This window comes from Streptomyces termitum, from assembly GCF_014650175.1.
In the GTDB taxonomy this organism is placed as follows: Bacteria; Actinomycetota; Actinomycetes; order Streptomycetales; family Streptomycetaceae; genus Streptomyces; species Streptomyces termitum.
In genome coordinates this window covers 58,328-75,000 of the sequence record NZ_BMUL01000018.1, presented here as the reverse complement: position 1 = coordinate 75,000, position 16,673 = coordinate 58,328, and the positions used below count along the sequence as shown (strand labels likewise).

Below are 16,673 nucleotides of genomic sequence, written 5' to 3'. Positions count from 1 at the left end.
GCGCGCCTCAGATCGCGTCGGCGGCGCGTTCGAGCAGGGCGGCGGCCTCCTCCAGGGAGAGGCCGCCGCCCTCGGCGTACGCCGCCGCGAAGGCGTCGTCCCCGAGGGCCGCGCGGACCGTCTCCGTCGCCCGCGCCAGGTTCTCCCGCTCCATCGTCTGCCGGCGGTGCCCGGCCGGCAGCAGCCCCTCCTGGGCGCCCAGCAGCACCGCCGCGGTCCGCGCCCCCGGCCCGCCGAGGCCGCCCAGCGCCCACGCCACGACGATCAGGTGGTGGGCGGGCATCTGCGGGGCCACCATCATCGACAGGTCGCCCAGCGAACTGCGGAAGCCCTCGGCGGCGTGCGCGAACGCGGCGGCGTGGTCGCCCTCCAGGACGTCGATCCAGCCCAGCGCGCCGAGCGTGAACCCCTCGAAGAGGGAGAGGGTCTCGCTGCCGAACTCCCGCCGCAGCGTCAGCAGGTGCTCGCGCGCCTCGCCGGTCCGGCCGGTCCTGCCCAGGGTCAGCGCCAGGTAGAGCCGGGCGCCGAGCTGCGCCTCGTGGCCCGAGCCGGGGCCGTCGTCCATGAGCGAGCGGAGCAGCGCCTCGCCCTCCTCGATCCGGCCGGTCTCCACCAGGATGTCGGCGTACCGGGCGCGCAGCAGGGCCTGCTGGGAGGCGGCGCCGATCTTCTCCGCGTAGCCGATGGCGGCCGTGAAGTCCCGGGCCGCCTCGTCGTACTCCAGCCGCCGCTCGTGGGCCTCGGCCCGGGAGGACAGCGCCTCGGCCGCGCCCCAGGCGTCGCCCAGCCGTTCGAAGATCTCCAGGCTCTCGTCGGCGTCGGCGATGGCCCGCTGTGCCCAGGCGCCCCGGTTGGCCCGCATGTTGGCCCGCATGTGCAGGATGCTGGCGAGCTCCCAGGCGTAGCCGTACCGGCGGCACGCCTCGACGGTGGTGTCGAGGAGGTCGTTCAGCCGCTCCGCCTCGCCGGTGACGAGGACCGCGAAGACCGCGTAGGAGCCGGGCATCCGGCAGGTCTGGGGCAGTCCCGGCGCGTAGGCGGCGGTGATGACGCGGAGCCGCGCGACGCCCTCGGGGCTGGTCCAGCGGGCCGTCTCGTGGTCCATGTTGATGAGCTCGACCAGCCGGACGCCGCGCCGGGCCTCCCAGCGCTGCTCCTCGGAGAGCGGCGGCGGGGCGGCGGTGCACGGCTCGGTGAGCGGGACGACGGGCGCGGCGGGCGGCCCGAAGGGGTCGGGGCCGAGGGCGGCGGCGGACCGGGCGCCCTGGAGGGCGTCGGAGCGCAGGTCGCGCAGCTGCCAGTACCAGAGCAGGGCGTGGACGAGGACGAGCGCCTCGTCCTCGTCGCGGGCGGCGACGGCCCGCGCGAGCGCGGTGCGCAGGTTGCGGTACTCGGTGTCGAAGAGGGCCATGGCGGCGAGCTGTCCGGCGCCGCGCAGCTCCGGATCGGTGCGGCGGGCGAGTTCGCGGTAGTGGACGAGGTGGGCCCGCTCGGCCGCCGCCCGCTCGCCCGCCTCGTCGAGCCGTTCGGCCGCGTACTCGGCGACGGTCTCCAGGAGCCGGAAGCGCATCCCGTCCTCGCCGGGCGCGGAGACCACCAGCGACTTGTCGACCAGGGCGCCCAGCAGGTCGAGCACGTCCAGGCCCTCGGGTCCGGCGCACACCGCCTCGGCCGCCTCCAGGCCGCAGCCGCCGGTGAAGACGGCGAGGCGCCGCAGCACGGCCCGCTCGGGCGCCTCCAGGAGCTCCCAGGACCAGTCGACGACGGCCCGCAGCGTCTGCTGCCGGGGCAGCACGGTGCGGGCGCCGGAGGTGAGCAGCCGGAAGCGGTCGTCGAGCCGGTCCGCGATCTGCCGGACCGACAGCACCCGCAGCCGGGCGGCGGCCAGCTCCACCGCGAGCGGCAGCCCGTCGAGGCGGCGCACCACCTCGCGGGCCGCCTCGGGGTCCTTTGCCGGGTCGAAGCCGGGCCGGACGGCGGCGCCGCGCTCGGCGAGGAGCCGCAGCGCGGTCTCCTCCGGCAGCGGGCCGAGCGGCCGCAGCCGCTCCCCGGGCACGCCGAGCGGTTCGCGGCTGGTGGCGAGGATCCGCACGCCGGGGCAGCGGGCGAGGACGGTCTCGGCGAGCCGGGCCGCCGCCTCCACCACGTGTTCGCAGTTGTCGAGGAGGAGGAGCACGCGGCGGCCGGCGCAGTGCTCCACGAGTCGGGACAGCGGGTCGCCGCCGGCCCGGAGCTCCTCGGCACCGGCGCCGCGCAGCACGGTCTCGCGGGCGCCGAGCGCGGTCAGGGCCGCCTCGGGGACGGCCTCGGGGTCGCGGACCGGGGCCAGTTCGACCGACCAGACGCCGTCGGGCCAGGTGGCGGCGGACCGTTCGGCGGCCTCCTGGGAGAGCCGGGTCTTGCCCGCGCCGCCGGGGCCGAGGAGGGTGACGAGCCGGGCGGCGGCGAGGTCCTGGCGGAGGGCGGCGATCTCCTCGTCGCGGCCGACGAAGGAGGTGAGCCGGGCCCGCAGATTGCCGGGCGCGGGGGCCGGGCCGGCGGGCGCGGGGAGGGGTGCGGGGGCCGGGGCGGGGGCGAGGAGTTCGCCGTGGAGGGCGCGCAGCGCGGGGCCGGGGTCGGTGCCGAGCCGGTCGGCGAGGGTGCGGCGCACGTCCTCGTAGGCGGCGAGCGCCTCGGCGTCCCGGCCGGTGTCGCGCAGGGCCCGGATCCGCAGGGCCTGGAGGGGCTCGTCGAGGGGGTGGGCGGCGCAGAGGGCGGTGAGGGCGGGGAGGGTCTCGGCGGCGGCGCCGAGGCCGAGGGCGGCGGCGTGCCGGGCGCGGCGGGCGTCGAGGCGGCGGGCGTCGAGGCGGGCGGCCTCGGCGTCCCGGTCGGGCAGGTCGGCGAGGGCGGGGCCGGTCCACAGGGCGAGGGCCTCGTCGAGGAGGGCGGCGGCGCGGGCCGGGTCTCCGGCGGCGAGGGCGGCGGTGCCGTCGGCGGTGAGCCGTTCGAAGCGGTGGGCGTCGATGTCGTCGCGGGCGGCGTCGAGGCGGTAGCCGCCGCCGTCGGAGCGGATCCGGTCGCGGCCGAGGGCCCGGCGGAGGCGGCCGACGAGGGCCTGGAGGGCGGCGGGGGCGTCGGCGGGGGGTTCGTCGTCGTGCCAGATCTCGTCGGCGAGGGCGGTCGCGGTCCGCACCCGGCCGGGCCGCAGGGCGAGCGCGGTGAGCAGGGCGCGGACGCGGGGGCCGCCGACGGGCAGCTCGGTGCCGTCGTCGGCGAGGACGCGGGTCGGTCCGAGGAGGCAGTAACGCACGGGTCCCATTCTCCGTGAGGGCGGCGGGGGGAACCCCGGCGGGAGGCGGTACGTTCTCCCGCACACAGTCCGCACGGCGTCCGCGCCGGTCCGCGCGGTCCGCGTCCACCGGCCGGTGCCCGCCGGTGCGGGGCGGCCGCCGGGCGCCTTTCCGGGGGAGTCCGTGATGAGTTCGGCAGCCGTCCGCCGCGGGGAGCGCCGGATCAGTCCGGTGTTCCTGGCGATCCTCGCCGTCATGGCCGTCACCGGCTGGGCGGTGTGGACCGGTTTCGGGGCCCTGCCGGGCCTGCCGGTCTTCCTCTTCGTGACCTCGGCGTGGGTGGTCTCGCTCTGTCTGCACGAGTACGCGCACGCCCGCGCGGCGCTGTACGGCGGGGACGTCACGGTGGGCGCGAAGGGCTATCTGACGCTGAACCCGATGGCGTACACGCACGCGGTGCTCAGTGTGGTGCTGCCGGTGCTGTTCGTGGTGCTGGGCGGGATCGGCCTGCCGGGCGGGGCGGTCTTCGTGGAGCGGGACCGGATTCCGGGCCGGTGGCGGCACAGCCTGGTGTCGGCGGCGGGCCCGCTGGCGAACGTGCTGTTCGCGGTGGCGTGCACGGCCCCGTTCTGGCTGGGGGCGCTGGACGGGGTGCCGGACGGCTTCCGGTACGCGCTGGCGTTCCTGGCGTTCCTCCAGGTCACGGCGGCGCTCCTGAACCTGCTGCCGGTGCCGGGGCTGGACGGGTACGGCGTGGTGGAGCCGTGGCTGTCGGCCGGGGCGAGGCGCGCGGTCGCGCCGTACGCACCGTACGGCTTCTTCGTGGTGATCGCGCTGCTGTTCGTGCCCGCGCTGAACGGCGCCTTCTTCGACGGGGTGGACGCCCTGCTGCGGTCGCTGGACGTGCCGGTCCTGGACCGGGCCTGCGGCTCGGCCCTGTACCGCTTCTGGGAGGGGACGCCGGTCGGCTGCCGGGTCTAGAGCGCTTCTAGGCCGGCTCGGCGGGGGCGAGGGCGGCGGCCTTCTCGGCCTTGGCGCGGCGGAGGTAGTACCAGGCCATGTTGGAGGAGAGGCCGGCGAGGAGGACCCAGACGACGCCGATGAAGCTGCCGTTGACGAAGGAGATCACGGCGGCGGCGACGGCGAGGGCGCAGACCGCGAGGGCGTAGAGGGCGAGACGGGGCATGGGGGTCGGCTCCTGTCGGGTCCGGGCGGTGTCGGTGCCCGACCAGTGTCCCCCATGCCCCGAAGCGTCCCCCCTCCGGCTCCGGCCGGAAAGCGGATCCGGCCGGGCGCGGGCCGCCGGGGCGGCGGCTCAGACGTCGGTGACGCGCAGGCCGGCGTGGGCCTTGTAGCGGCGGTTGACGGAGATCAGGTTGGCGACGAGCGACTCGACCTGGTGGGCGTTGCGCAGCCGGCCGGCGAAGACGCCGCGCATGCCGGGGATGCGGCCGGCCAGCGCCTGGACGGTCTCGACGTCGGCGCGCTCCTCGCCGAGGACCATCACGTCGGTGTCGATCTCGGCGATCGAGGCGTCCTGGAGGAGGACGGCGGAGAGGTGGTGGAAGGCGGCGGTGACCCGGGAGTCCGGGAGGAGCGCGGCGGCCTGCTCGGCGGCGGAGCCCTCCTCGGGCTTGAGGGCGTAGGCGCCCTTCTTGTCGAAGCCGAGCGGGTTGACGCAGTCGACGACGAGCTTGCCGGCCAGTTCCGCGCGGAGCGATTCCAGGGTCTTGGCGTGGCCGTCCCACGGCACGGCGACGATGACGACGTCGCTGTCGCGGGCGCAGGTCGCGTTGTCGGCGCCGCGGACGCCGTGGCCGATCTCGGCGGCGGCGGCCTCGGCGCGGTCGGCGGCGCGGGAGCCGATGACGACCCGCTGGCCGGCGGCGGCGAGGCGGTAGGCGAGGCCGCGGCCCTGGTCGCCGGTGCCGCCGAGGACGCCGACGACCAGGTGGGAGACGTCGGGGAGGTCCCAGGGGTCCTTGGGGGCCTTCTTGGCGGCGGGGTCGGGGGTCGTCCCCGGGGCGGGAGTCGAGGAAGTCATGGCCCGACCCTACCCACCGGTTCGGTCCCCGTTCGGGTGGTTCGGCGAGGAGTGCGCGGCGCGGGGGCGGCGGGCGGGGCATCATGCGGCGCCATGGATGCGGTGCGGGTGGCGTTGTTGCGGGACGTGCTGGCGGGGACGGAGTGGCCGGGCGCGGCCCGCCGCTTCGCGGGGGCGCTGCGGGGTGCGGTGGTGCCGCGCCGGGGCGGGCTGCTGCTGGTGGGCACGGAGGCGTACGAGCCGTGGCACCTGGCCGCGCACCTGGTGGACGAGGCGGCCTGGTCGGGGCAGCCGGAGCTGGCGCCGACGCTGGTGCGGCACCGGGTGGGGCCGGACGCGCCGGCGCACCTGGCCGCCGGGCTGGGCCGGCTGGAGGCGGCCGGGCGGGGGGCGACCCTGCTGGTCGTCGCGCCCGGGCGGCCGGGGGCGGGACTGCTCCAGCGGGTGCACGACGCGCGGCGGGCGGGGGCGACGGTGCTCTCGCTGGACGCCGGGGACACGGAGGTGCGGGGGCTGGCGCACGAGGCGCTGTCGGTCGCGCCGGGGGCGGGGGTGGACCTCGACACGGTGCAGCACCTGGTGAGCGCGGCGGCGGGCGAGAACGCGCTGCCGGGGCCGCGCGGCGGCGGGCTGCGCGACCGGCTCTCGCGGCTGGCCGACCGCCTCACGGCGCCGCCGCCGTCCCGCTGGTAGCGGCTCGTCCCGGGCGGGGCGGGCGGGGGCGGGCGGGGGCGGGGTAATTCGCTTGCCCGGGGCCGGGCGGGGTCGGAGCATGGCGCTTCGTGTCTTCTTCTGCTTCTCCCGGGCCGTGGGCCCGTCTGCGGGCCGTGCTGCCCGACACCGCTCCCTGGCACGCGTCGCGGGACTTCCGGCTGCTGTGGGCGCAGGGGCTGGTGACGTACTGCGCGAGCGCGCTGGCGATGGTCGCGCTGCCGCTCCAGATCAAGGAGCTGACGGACTCGCCGCTGGCGGTGGGCGCGATGGGCGCCGTGGAGCTGGTGCCGCTGGTGGTCTTCGGGCTGTACGGCGGGGCGCTGGCGGACGCGGTGGACCGGCGCCGGGTGATCGTGGCGACGGAGGCGGGGCTGGGGCTGCTGGCCCTGCTCCTGCTGGGGAACGCGCTGCTGGAGGAGCCGCTGCTGTGGCCGCTGTACGTGGTCGCGGCGGGGGTGTCGGCGCTGGCCGGGCTCCAGCGGCCGGCGCTGGACTCGCTGCTGGCCCGGATCGTGCCGCACGAGCAGCAGACGGCCGCGGCGGCGCTGAACTCGCTGCGCTGGCAGCTGGGGTCGATCGGGGGCCCGGCGCTGGCGGGCCTGGTGGTGGCCTACGCGGGGCACGCCCCGGCGTACGGGGTGACGGTGGCGGGGTTCGCGGTCTCGGTGCTGATGTGCCGGCGGCTGAGCCCGGCGCCCCCGGCGGGCGGCGCGGAGAAGCCGTCGCTGCGGTCGATCGCGGAGGGCGCGCGGTACGCGTGGTCGCGGCCGGTGCTGCTGGGGACGTACGCGATCGACCTGGCGGCGATGTTCTTCGCCTTCCCGAACACGATCTTCCCGTTCCTGGCGGACGAGCTGGACGCGGTGTGGTCGCTGGGGCTGATGTACGCGGCGGGGTCGGTGGGGTCGCTGGTGCTGGGGCTGACCAGCGGCTGGACCTCGCGGGTGCGGCGGCACGGGCTGCTGGTGGCGGGCGGCGCGGCGGGCTGGGGCCTGTCGATCGCGGCGGCGGGCTGGTTCGGGAACGTGTGGCTGGTGCTGCTCTGCCTGGCGTGCGCGGGCGCCGGGGACATGCTGAGCGGGCTGGGCCGGTCGACGATCTGGAACCAGACGATCCCGGAGGAGCTGCGCGGCCGGCTGGCGGGCATCGAGGTGCTCTCGTACAGCGTGGGACCGCAGCTCGGGCAGGTCAGGGCGGGTGTGGCGGCGGGCTGGACGGGCACCCGCACGGCCGTCTGGACGGGCGGCGTGGCCTGTGTGGTCTCGGTGGGGCTGCTGTGCGCGGTGCTGCCGAAGCTGCTGCGGTACGACTCCGCCACCGACGAGGACGCGCTGCGCCGCAAGGCCCGGCGGGAGGAGGCGGCGCGGGCGGTCTGAACCCCGCCGGAGCGGGACCGGACCGCCGCGCGCCCGTCCCGGGCCCGGCCGTCGTGCCTCTTCTAGGCCCGGCCGTCGCCTTCGCCGGTGCCGTCGGTGCCGTCGGGCTTGGCGTCGTGCCAGCGGGGGTCGGTCTCCCACTCCAGGTTCCGCTCGCGCGCGGTCTCCATGGCGTGGGACGCCTCCTCACGGGTGGCGTAGGGGCCGAATCGGTTCTTCGCCGGGCATTCGGGCCCTTCCTCGACCTTCTTGTGTTCCAGGCAGTAGTACCACTCGCCCGGTTTTCCGACCGTGCGCTTCTTGAACAGGGCCATGGTCGTCGGCTCCTTCCTTCGGGACCATGCTGCCCCACCCGCGGTCGTTAGACTCGCTGGCATGTCTGGCCAGTCGCTTCTCGTTCCGGGGGAGCTCTCCCCCACCCGCTCCGTCCCGGGCTCGATCCGCCGTCCCGAGTACGTCGGGAAGCCCGCCCCCACCCCGTACACCGGGCCCGAGGTGCAGGACCCCGACACCGTCGAACGGATGCGGATCGCCGGCCGCATCGCCGCGCGGGCGATGGAGGAGGCCGCCAAGCACATCGCGCCGGGCGTCACCACCGACGCCCTCGACGCGGTCGCGCACGCGTACATGTGCGACCACGGCGCCTACCCCTCGACCCTGGGCTACCGGGGCTTCCCCAAGTCGCTGTGCGCCTCGGTCAACGAGGTCATCTGCCACGGCATCCCGGACTCCACGGTGCTGCGCGACGGCGACATCGTGAACCTGGACGTGACCGCGTACATCGGCGGCGTGCACGGCGACAACAACGCCACCTACCTGTGCGGGGAGGTGGACGAGGAGTCGCGCCTGCTGGTGGAGCGGACCCGGGAGTCGCTGAACCGCGCGATCAAGGCGGTGAAGCCGGGCCGGCAGATCAACATCATCGGCCGGGTCATCGAGTCGTACGCGAAGCGCTTCGGCTACGGCGTGGTGCGGGACTTCACCGGGCACGGCATCAACACGTCGTTCCACTCCGGCCTGATCGTGCCGCACTACGACTCGCCCCACCACACCACCGTCATCCAGCCCGGCATGACCTTCACCATCGAGCCGATGCTGACCCTGGGCACCCACGAGTACGACATGTGGGACGACGGCTGGACCGTGGTGACCAAGGACCGCAGGCGGACCGCGCAGTTCGAGCACACGCTCGTGGTGACGGAGACCGGGGCGGAGATCCTCACGCTGCCCTGACGTTCCCCCCGGCGCTTCCGGGGTACCCCTTTACCGACAGGCCGTCGGGAACCAGTTGACTTAGGCAAGCCTAACCTTGCATGATTTGGCCACTGGTTCCCGCCCCATCGGTCCCGGAGGCACGCCTTGGACACGCCCGCGCCCTTCTCCACCCTCATCCGCACGGCCTCGCACGCGCAGCACACGGAGGCGGAGACCTCCTCCTTCATGGGAGACCTCCTCGGAGGACGGCTCGGCGTCGACGCCTACGCCCGCTACACCGAGCAGCTCTGGTTCGTGTACCGCGCCCTGGAGGACGGCGCCGAAGCGCTGCGCGAGGACCCGGTCGCCGGGCCGTTCATACGGCCCGAGCTGTTCCGCACCGCCGCCCTGGAGGCGGACCTCGCCCACCTGCGCGGCCCCGGCTGGCGCGCCGGGGCCTCCCCGCTGCCCGCCACCGAGGCGTACGCCGCCCGGGTCGCCGAGTGCGCCCGCGACTGGCCCGCCGGCTACGTCGCCCACCACTACACCCGCTACCTCGGCGACCTGTCCGGCGGCCAGATCATCCGCGACAAGGCCGAGCGGACCTGGGGCTTCGCCCGCAAGGGCGACGGCGTGCGGTTCTACGTCTTCGACGCGATCGGCAACCCGGCCGCCTTCAAGCGGTCCTACCGCGAACTCCTCGACGGGGTGCGCGCGGACGACCTGGAGAAGCAGCGGATCGTCGACGAGTGCAAGCGGGCCTTCGCCTTCAACACGGCCGTCTTCCGCGAACTGGGGGCCGAGTTCCCGCTCAGCGCGTGAGCGCGTCCGCGCGCGGGGCACGGAAACGCCCGGCGCGCGCGTGCCGCGTTCAGCGGGTGAGCATGCGTTCCAGGCGGACCCGTCCGCCCAACTCCACGATCCCGTCGGGGCCGGGGGCGGTCAGCAGCTGCGACCCCCGGCCCTGCGTGATGTTCAGGGCCCGGCCCAGTTCGGCCGCGAGCAGCAGGGCCGCCGCGCCGGTGGCCTCGTCCTCGTCTATGCCGTCGCCCCGGCCCGGGAAGGCCCGCGCCCGGACCCGTCCGGCGGCCTCCTCCTCCCACGCCCAGGCGTAGATCCACTCCCCCGGCTCGGGCACCTCCAGCGCCTCGACCTCGGCGGCGGAGGCGTACCGGCGCAGGGTGCGCGGCGGCGCCCACTCGGCGCGCGCCTCGATCCAGGTGAACTCGCCGTCCCCGCGCACCCACACCTCGCCCGCGGGCGGCTGGACGACCTCCAGGTCGAGCAGCCAGGCCACGCCGACGAGCGGGTGCCCGGCGAAGGGCAGCCGCACCCCGGGCGTGTAGATGTCCACGACGCCGCGCTCCGGGTCGTCGACGAACACGGTCTCGCTGAAGCCGAGTTCCTTGGCGAGCGCCTGCCGGGACGCCTCGTCGGGCACGACGCGCCCGTCGCGGACGACCGCGAGCGGGTTGCCGTGGCCGCCGTCGCCCGCGCAGAAGACCCGCAGGACGTCGATCTCCATCCCGGTCATCCCAGTCGTGTTCATGGCGGAATTCAACCATCCGTGGACGGACGGCAGGGCCGCACCGCCGTTTCCGGGGTGCGGCCCTGCCCTCATGGGGGGGGTGGCGGCTCGTACGGGCCGGGCGCGGGTCAGCCCTCGGCGCCGGTGCGGCGGCGGGCCGCGACGACGACGGCCGCGCCCGCGCCCGCGACGAGGGCGGCGGCGCCGGCCAGCAGGCCGGTGGGGGCGGAGGAGCCGGTGGCGGCGAGCGCGCCGGAGCCGCCCGCGGTACCGGCGCCGAAGCCGCCGACCGTACCGCCACCGGCCGTACCGCCGCCGACGGTGCCGCCGGCCGTGCCGGAGCCCGTACCGCCGCCGGAGCCGGAGCCGCCCGCCGCGCCGCCGGTCTCCGGGAGGGTGGCGCCGGCCTCGACCGCGAGGGAGACGGTGACCGGGTCGAGGGCCTGGCCCGGCTTGTAGACCGCGTCGCGGCCGGGGGCGGCGAACCCGGCGGCGCCCGCCGCCGTCAGCTTCGCGGGCAGCGCGGCGAGGGTGACGACGCCGTCCTTCGCGGTCCAGTCGGCCTTCGTCAGGTCCAGCTCGGCGAAGACGACGCCCCGGGTGGTGCCGGAGGCGGTGGTGACGTCGGCGGTCAGCGTGCCGGTGGTGCCGCTCGCGGAGATCTTCACGCCGCCGATCCGCCAGTCGATGCCGTGGGCGGCGCAGGTGAAGTCGACGCGGCCGGTGAAGGAGGCGGTGAGGGTGCGGGCGGCCGCGTCGAGGTCGGCCCCGGCGACCTGGAAGGCGTACGCGGAACCGGTCCGGGCGGCCCCGGCGGCGGGGGTGACGGTGCCGCCGCAGAGTTCGCCGACGTACGTGCGCCAGCGGCCCAGGACGCCCCAGGTGAGGCGGCCCGCGACGATCTCGGCCGGGGTCTCGGTCGGCGAGGTCGGCGCGGTCGAGGTCGGGGTGGCCGGGGTCGTGGGGGTCGTCGGGGTCGTGGGGCCGGTCGGGCCGGTGGCGGTCGGCTCCGGGGAGGTCGCCGTCGGCTGGGGGCCGGTGGCGGTCGGCTGGGGGCCGGTGGCCGTCGGCTCGGGGCTGGTGGCCGTCGGCTCGGGGGAGGTCGCGGTCGGCTCCGGGGAGGTGGGGCCGGTGGTCGGGGTGGTCGGGGTCGGCCGGGGGGCGGCCTTCACCGTGAGGGTCGCGGCGTCGAGGGCGGCGCCCGCCTGGTAGAAGCCCGCGAAGGCGGCGGCGCCGTCCTTCGTGAGCGTGGCGGGGATGTCCTTGAAGACCATCGCGCCGCCGGCGCCCTGGCCGGGCCGGACGCCCGTCATGTCGAGGGCGGCGAAGGCGATGTCGTCGCGGGTGGTGAGGGAGCCGTCCTTCTCCTTGGTGACGACGTCGGCGGTGATCTCGCCGGTGGGCGAGGCCGAACCGGCCGTCCGCAGCCGCACGTCCGAGATCCGGATGTCCAGGGCGCCGTCGTGGGCCTCGAAGCGGACGCCGCCCTTGAAGGAGGTCGCGGTGCCGTGGCTGCCCGTGTCGTAGGCGCCGGTGCCGTCGACGAAGGTGAAGGGGCCGTTCCCGGCGGCCTGGGTGGCGCCGCCCTCCAGGGTGGTCCGGCCCTTGGCGAAGGGCTGTGCGAGGTAGGAGCGGAAGGACTGCTTGACGCCCCACTCCAGGGTGCCGTCGACGAGGGACAGCGTCGGGGCCGGGCCGTCTCCGGCGGCCGAGGCGGGCAGGGCGAGGGTCAGCGTGCCGGCCCCGAGGGCGGCGGCCGTGGCGACGGCGGCGGCCAGGGTGACGGGGCGGCGCATGCGGATGGCCATGACGGAACTCCTAGGCGGGGAAGGGGGGTTCGGGGGGTACGAGGGCGTGCGGGGCCGTCGCGCGGGCGTCGTGCGCGGGCCCGTGCGGGGGGTGTGCTCGGTGGTCGGGGGCGGGTCAGCCGGCGGGGGTCTCCCGCGCGGCGCGGCGGCGGCGGACCAGGAGGAGTGCGGCGAGGGCTGCGGCGAGGACGCCCGCACCGGCGGCGGCGAGGAGGCCCACCGGGGCCCCGGACCCGGCCGGGGCGGGAGCCGCCGCGGGGGCGGCCGTGGTGGGGGCCGGGGCGGGGGCGCCGGTGGCGCTGCCGAGGTCGGGGAGGGCGGGGAGTTCGGCGGTCGGGGTGACGGCGACGGCGAGGGAGACCGGGTCCATCGCGGTGCCCGCCCTGTACATCCCGCCGAAGGCGCGGGCGCCGCCCTCGGTGAGGGTGGCCGGGGCCTCGGTGACGGCGGCGAGGCCGTCCTTCGGCGCCAGGGCGGGGGCCTCGAAGGTGACGAGGGGCACGTTCTTCTCGGTCTTCCCGCCGGTGGTGACGTCGGCGCCGAGGGTGCCGGTGCCGCCGCTCACGCGGACGGTGACGCGGGAGAGGGTGAGGTCGAGGTGGGTGCCGGTGAAGCGGACGGCGCCCGCGAAGGAGGCGTCGAGGGTGCCCCGGGCGGGGTCGTAGGCGCCGGTGCCGGAGGGGAAGCGGAAAAGGGCTCCGCCGTCCTGGGCGCCGCCGGTGAGGCTCCAGCTCCCCTGGGCGATGGCGCCGGTGACGTACTCGCGGAAGGTGCGGCGGACGCCCCAGTCGACGGCGGCGGTGCGGAAGGCCCCGGTGGCCGGCGCGGTGGCGGCGGGGGTCTTCTCCGGGCTCTTCGCGGGGGTCTCCCCGGGCGCCTTCCCGGGGGTCTTCTCCGGGGCCGCCGCGCGGACGTCGACGGTGAGGCTGACGGGGTCGAGGGCGGTGCCGGCCGGGTAGTAGCCGGCGAAGGCGGTGGCGCCCTGGGCGGTGAGGACGGCGGGGACGTTCGCCAGCGAGACGGGGCCGGTGGCGCCGCGCATGTCGATGCCGGCGAGGTTCAGGGTGGCGAGCGGGACCCGGGCGCGGGCGGTGGTGCGGCCGGTGCCCTTGTCCTTGCCGGTCACGTCGGCGTAGAGGGTGCCGGCGCCGGCGCGGACGACGACGCGGGGGCGGCTGACGGTGAGGTCGAGCTCGTGGCTCCCGTCGGGCTTGCGGTGGCCGGTGAAGCGGACGCCGCCGGAGAAGGCGGCCTCGAAGGTGCCGGTGGCGGGGTCGTACGCGCCCCGGGCGGTGTGGAAGCGGTACTGGGCGCCGACCGTGGCGGCGCCGCCGGTGAGGCTCCAACTCCCCTGGGCGACGGGCCCGGTGACGTAGCTCTGGAAGGAGGACTTGATGCCCCAGTCGAGCCGTCCGCCCTGGACCGGGCGGCTGTCCGCGCGGGCGGCGGCGGCCGGCACGAGGGCGGCGAGCAGGGCCGCGAACAGGACCGTGGCGAGGGCCCGGCAGGGTCGGGACAGCAGCATGGAACACCCCTCCGAGGGCTGGCGAGTGAGGTAAGGCTAACCTAAGGTTTACCCAGCCCCTTCCGGAACCCTCCCTCCCGGAAACCGGGCGGACGACCCTCGGAGCGGAACGACAGGACGGTGCCCGGTGCGCAGAACTCGCCTCGCGGGAGCGCTCACAGCAGTGATCGCCCTCGCCCTCACGGCGGCCGGGTGCGGCGGCGGGAGCACCCCGCCCGCGGCCCCGGCGGCGAAGGCGGCGGCCGCCGCCCCGGACCGGGTCGAGCCGCTGTCCTCCCCCGCCGTCCCCCGCCTGCCCGTCACCGTCGCCTCGGCCGACGGCCGGAAGGTCACCGTCGCCTCCGCCGAGCGGATCGTCCCGCTCAGCGGCTCGCTCGCCGAACTCGTCTTCACCCTCGGCCTCGGCGACCGGGTGGTGGCCCGCGACGTCACCACCACCTTCGAACAGGCCGCGGACCTCCCGGTGGTGACCCGCGCCCACGACGTCTCCGCCGAGAGCGTGCTCTCCCTGCGGCCCACCCTCGTCCTCGCCGAGGCCACCACCGGCCCCGCCGAGGCCGTCGCCCAGATCCGCGACGCGGGCGTCCCGCTCGTCGTCGTGCCCGCCGCCAAGGAGCTGGCCGACGTCGGCCGCCGGATCGACGACGTGGCCGCCGCCCTCGGCGTCCCCGCCGCCGGGGAGGAGCTGCGGACCCGCACCACCGGGCGGATCGACGCCGTGCGCAGGACGATCCCCGCCCGCGCCGACCACCCCCGGGTCGCCTTCCTCTACCTGCGCGGCTCGGCCGCCGTCTACCTCCTGGGCGGCGCCGACTCCGGGGCGGCCTCGCTCCTGGAGGCCGCCGGGGCGGTGGACGCGGGCAAGGAGTCCGGGCTGCGCAAGGACTTCACCCCGCTCACCAGCGAGGCCCTCGCCCAGGCGGCGCCGGACGCGATCCTCGTCATGAGCAAGGGACTGGAGTCGGTCGGCGGCACCGACGGCCTGGTGCGGCTCCCCGGCGTCGCCGAGACCCCGGCCGGGGCCGCCCGCCGGATCGTCTCCGTCGACGACGGCGTCCTCCTCAACTACGGCCCGCGCACCGACCGGGTCCTCGCCTCCGTCGTGGAGCAGCTGTACGGGGAGGGGAAGTGACGCTCCTCCAGGACCCGCCCGCGCACACCGGGACGGAGCCGGTACGGGCCTCCCGGCGCGGCCGGGGCGCGCTGCTCGCGGCCGGGCTGCTGGCCGCCCTGCTGCTGCTCGCCCTCGCCTCCGCCGGCATCGGCGCGTACCGCATCCCGCTCGGGGACGTGCTCGCCTCGCTCCAGCACCGGACCGGTCTCGGCGGGCACCCGCTGGACCGGACGGCCGAGAGCGTGCTGTGGAACATCCGGCTGCCCCGGGTGGTGCTCGCCGTGCTGGTCGGCGCCTCCCTGGGCTGCGCCGGGGCGCTGATGCAGGGCGTCTTCGGCAATCCGCTCGCGGAGCCCGGCGTCATCGGCGTCTCCTCCGGGGCCGCCGTGGGCGCGGTGGGCGCGATCGTGCTGGGCGCCGGGTTCCTCGGCACCTGGACGGTGAGCGCGTTCGCCTTCGCGGGCGGCCTGGTGACGGTGGTGCTGGTGTACGCGATGTCCCGCTCGGGCGGCCGGACGGAGGTGGTCACGCTGATCCTCACCGGCATCGCGGTGACGGCCTTCGCGGGGGCGCTCATCGGCCTCTTCGTCTTCTTCGCGGACAACGCGCAGATCAGCCAGATCACCTTCTGGCAGCTCGGCTCGCTGGCGCAGGCGACCTGGCCGAAGGTGCTCGCGGTGCTGCCGTGCGCGGTGCTCGGCCTGGCGGTCGCGCCGCTGTACGCCCGCCGGCTCGACCTGCTGGCCCTCGGCGAGGGCCCCGCCCGGCACCTGGGCGTGGAGGTGGAGCGGCTGCGGGTGGCGCTGATCCTGGTGGTGGCGCTGCTGACGGCGGCGGCGGTGGCGGTCTCCGGCATCGTCTCCTTCGTGGGCCTGGTCGTCCCGCACGTGCTGCGGATGGCGCACGGCCCCGGGCACCGCTTCCTGATCCCGGGCAGCGCGCTCGGCGGCGCGGTGGTCCTCACCGCCGGCGACCTGGCGGCCCGCACGCTCGCGGCCCCCGCCGAACTCCCCCTGGGCGTCCTCACCGCCCTGGTCGGCAGCCCGTTCTTCTTCTGGCTGCTCCGCAGGACCCGCAGGAAGCAGGGTGGTTGGGCGTGATCGGCGTGTTCGGACGGCGTACGAGGGAGCTGCCGGAGGCCGTGCCGCACGGCGGGCTCGCGGCCGAGGCGGACGGGGTGCGGGTGCTGCGGGGGCGCCGGGCGGTGCTCGACGGGGCCTCGGTCGGGGTGCGGGCCGGGGAGGTGCTGGCCCTGGTGGGGCCCAACGGGGCCGGGAAGTCGACCCTGCTGGCGGCGCTCGCCGGGGACCTCGCCCCGGCGGCCGGGTCGGTACGGATCGGGGGCCGGGCCGCCGGGGAGTGGAGCGCGCCGGAGCTGGCGCTGCGCCGGGCGGTGCTGCCGCAGACCGCCGAGCTCTCCTTCCCCTTCCCGGTCGCGGAGGTGGTCCGGATGGGCCGGGCGCCGTGGGCGGGGACCGTCCGGGAGGCCGAGGACGCGGCGGCGGTCGCGGAGGCGATGGCCGCGACGGAGGTGGCGGGGTTCGCCGCGCGCCCGTTCTCCGCGCTCTCCGGCGGGGAGCGGGCCCGGGTGGCGCTGGCCCGGGTGCTGGCGCAGCGGACCGGGCTGCTGCTCCTGGACGAGCCGACGGCCGCCCTCGACCTGCGCCACCAGGAACTGGTGCTGCGGATCTGCCGGGAGCGGGCGGCGGCCGGGGACGCGGTGGTGGTCGTGCTGCACGACCTGGGCCTCGCGGCGGCGTACGCGGACCGGGTGGGGGTGGTGCACGGCGGCACGGTGGCGGCGGCGGGGCCGCCCGCGGAGGTGTTCGGCGCGGAGCTCCTCGGCCGGGTGTACCGGCAGCCGGTGGAGGTCTTCCCCCACCCGCGGACGGGCGTCCCGCTGGTGGTGCCCGACCGGCGGACCACCGGGGCCGATATCCCCTCAAAACACCCTGCTTGACCTGTTCTTGACTCAGGGTTGGGGCGGTCGTGGCGGAGCCGTGACCGCCCCGTGTCCGATCCGCCGGACGTGAGAGTCACATCACTGGACGAGCGGGTTTGACTGAGGTAAGCCTCGGTTAAGTTAGGTCCGCCTCAGTTC

Annotated in this window: 15 protein-coding genes; 8 read left to right on the top strand and 7 right to left on the bottom strand. The window is 76.6% G+C overall.

Translation table 11 applies throughout. The annotated features are described in order from the left end of the window. Positions 1 to 7 precede the first annotated feature (7 nt). Positions 8 to 3,298, bottom strand: a complete 3,291-nt coding sequence (locus tag IE219_RS26945; RefSeq protein WP_373298894.1) for an AfsR/SARP family transcriptional regulator — start codon at positions 3,296 to 3,298, stop codon at positions 8 to 10. A 157-nt stretch (positions 3,299 to 3,455) separates the two neighbouring features. On the opposite strand from IE219_RS26945, the gene IE219_RS26940 reads away from it, so the two are divergent. Beyond that, positions 3,456 to 4,250 carry a site-2 protease family protein gene (locus IE219_RS26940; RefSeq protein ID WP_189982096.1) on the top strand — a complete coding sequence of 265 codons (795 nt, stop codon included), beginning with the start codon at positions 3,456 to 3,458 and terminating at the stop codon, positions 4,248 to 4,250. A gap of 7 nt (positions 4,251 to 4,257) precedes the next feature. Here IE219_RS26940 and IE219_RS26935 read toward each other — a convergent pair whose 3' ends face one another. Both IE219_RS26935 and npdG read right to left on the bottom strand, forming a co-directional pair. Continuing rightward, on the bottom strand, positions 4,258 to 4,455 hold the full coding sequence (locus tag IE219_RS26935) for a hypothetical protein (protein WP_189982093.1): 198 nt from the start codon (positions 4,453 to 4,455) through the stop codon (positions 4,258 to 4,260). A gap of 129 nt (positions 4,456 to 4,584) precedes the next feature. Then, positions 4,585 to 5,313, bottom strand: a complete 729-nt coding sequence (gene npdG / locus IE219_RS26930; RefSeq protein ID WP_189982091.1) for an NADPH-dependent F420 reductase — start codon at positions 5,311 to 5,313, stop codon at positions 4,585 to 4,587. Between the two features lie 93 nt (positions 5,314 to 5,406). Here npdG and IE219_RS26925 point away from each other — a divergent pair, with 93 nt between their 5' ends. Continuing rightward, positions 5,407 to 6,006 (top strand): hypothetical protein, encoded by a 600-nt coding sequence (locus IE219_RS26925; protein ID WP_189982089.1) that lies wholly within the window; start codon positions 5,407 to 5,409, stop codon positions 6,004 to 6,006. Positions 6,007 to 6,095: 89 nt separating this feature from the next. After that, positions 6,096 to 7,403 carry an MFS transporter gene (locus IE219_RS26920; RefSeq protein WP_229850026.1) on the top strand — a complete coding sequence of 436 codons (1,308 nt, stop codon included), beginning with the start codon at positions 6,096 to 6,098 and terminating at the stop codon, positions 7,401 to 7,403. A gap of 62 nt (positions 7,404 to 7,465) precedes the next feature. Here IE219_RS26920 and IE219_RS26915 read toward each other — a convergent pair whose 3' ends face one another. Then, positions 7,466 to 7,717 (bottom strand): hypothetical protein, encoded by a 252-nt coding sequence (locus IE219_RS26915; RefSeq protein ID WP_189982086.1) that lies wholly within the window; start codon positions 7,715 to 7,717, stop codon positions 7,466 to 7,468. A gap of 61 nt (positions 7,718 to 7,778) precedes the next feature. On the opposite strand from IE219_RS26915, the gene map reads away from it, so the two are divergent. Together map and IE219_RS26905 are read left to right on the top strand one after the other, a co-directional pair. Continuing rightward, complete coding sequence (map, locus tag IE219_RS26910; protein WP_189982085.1) at positions 7,779 to 8,636, top strand: type I methionyl aminopeptidase; 858 nt, start codon at positions 7,779 to 7,781, stop codon at positions 8,634 to 8,636. Positions 8,637 to 8,762: 126 nt separating this feature from the next. Continuing rightward, positions 8,763 to 9,419 carry a biliverdin-producing heme oxygenase gene (locus tag IE219_RS26905; RefSeq protein WP_189982083.1) on the top strand — a complete coding sequence of 219 codons (657 nt, stop codon included), beginning with the start codon at positions 8,763 to 8,765 and terminating at the stop codon, positions 9,417 to 9,419. Between the two features lie 49 nt (positions 9,420 to 9,468). Here IE219_RS26905 and IE219_RS26900 read toward each other — a convergent pair whose 3' ends face one another. From IE219_RS26900 to IE219_RS26890, 3 genes are all read right to left on the bottom strand, one after another. After that, complete coding sequence (locus tag IE219_RS26900) at positions 9,469 to 10,146, bottom strand: PhzF family phenazine biosynthesis protein (protein ID WP_373298893.1); 678 nt, start codon at positions 10,144 to 10,146, stop codon at positions 9,469 to 9,471. A 107-nt stretch (positions 10,147 to 10,253) separates the two neighbouring features. Then, positions 10,254 to 11,933, bottom strand: coding sequence for an HtaA domain-containing protein (locus tag IE219_RS26895; RefSeq protein WP_189982081.1), 1,680 nt, complete (start codon positions 11,931 to 11,933; stop codon positions 10,254 to 10,256). 115 nt (positions 11,934 to 12,048) lie between these two features. Next, the gene (locus IE219_RS26890) at positions 12,049 to 13,458 is read right to left on the bottom strand and encodes an HtaA domain-containing protein (protein WP_189982079.1); all 1,410 of its coding nucleotides are present in this window, start codon (positions 13,456 to 13,458) and stop codon (positions 12,049 to 12,051) included. Between the two features lie 127 nt (positions 13,459 to 13,585). Between IE219_RS26890 and IE219_RS26885 the strand changes: the two genes are divergently transcribed. From IE219_RS26885 to IE219_RS26875, 3 genes are read left to right on the top strand one after another with little or no spacing between them, the layout of a single operon-like run. Further along, entirely contained in the window at positions 13,586 to 14,590 is a 1,005-nt protein-coding gene (locus tag IE219_RS26885) for a heme/hemin ABC transporter substrate-binding protein (RefSeq protein ID WP_189982078.1), read from the top strand. Continuing rightward, on the top strand, positions 14,587 to 15,672 hold the full coding sequence (locus tag IE219_RS26880) for a FecCD family ABC transporter permease (RefSeq protein WP_189982076.1): 1,086 nt from the start codon (positions 14,587 to 14,589) through the stop codon (positions 15,670 to 15,672). Before IE219_RS26885 ends, IE219_RS26880 begins: the two co-directional genes overlap by 4 nt. Beyond that, the gene (locus IE219_RS26875; RefSeq protein ID WP_189982074.1) at positions 15,663 to 16,532 is read left to right on the top strand and encodes a heme ABC transporter ATP-binding protein; all 870 of its coding nucleotides are present in this window, start codon (positions 15,663 to 15,665) and stop codon (positions 16,530 to 16,532) included. The genes IE219_RS26880 and IE219_RS26875 overlap by 10 nt, the downstream gene beginning before the upstream one ends. The last annotated feature ends 141 nt before the right edge of the window (positions 16,533 to 16,673 follow it).

Coding starts and splice junctions, on each gene's coding strand:
- IE219_RS26945 (WP_373298894.1), bottom strand. CDS start 3,298: ATGGGACCCGTGCGTTACTGCCTCCTCGGACCGACCCGCGTCCTCGCC.
- IE219_RS26940 (WP_189982096.1), top strand. CDS start 3,456: ATGAGTTCGGCAGCCGTCCGCCGCGGGGAGCGCCGGATCAGTCCGGTG.
- IE219_RS26935 (WP_189982093.1), bottom strand. CDS start 4,455: ATGCCCCGTCTCGCCCTCTACGCCCTCGCGGTCTGCGCCCTCGCCGTC.
- npdG (WP_189982091.1), bottom strand. CDS start 5,313: ATGACTTCCTCGACTCCCGCCCCGGGGACGACCCCCGACCCCGCCGCC.
- IE219_RS26925 (WP_189982089.1), top strand. CDS start 5,407: ATGGATGCGGTGCGGGTGGCGTTGTTGCGGGACGTGCTGGCGGGGACG.
- IE219_RS26915 (WP_189982086.1), bottom strand. CDS start 7,717: ATGGCCCTGTTCAAGAAGCGCACGGTCGGAAAACCGGGCGAGTGGTAC.
- map (WP_189982085.1), top strand. CDS start 7,779: ATGTCTGGCCAGTCGCTTCTCGTTCCGGGGGAGCTCTCCCCCACCCGC.
- IE219_RS26900 (WP_373298893.1), bottom strand. CDS start 10,146: ATGAACACGACTGGGATGACCGGGATGGAGATCGACGTCCTGCGGGTC.
- IE219_RS26895 (WP_189982081.1), bottom strand. CDS start 11,933: ATGGCCATCCGCATGCGCCGCCCCGTCACCCTGGCCGCCGCCGTCGCC.
- IE219_RS26890 (WP_189982079.1), bottom strand. CDS start 13,458: ATGCTGCTGTCCCGACCCTGCCGGGCCCTCGCCACGGTCCTGTTCGCG.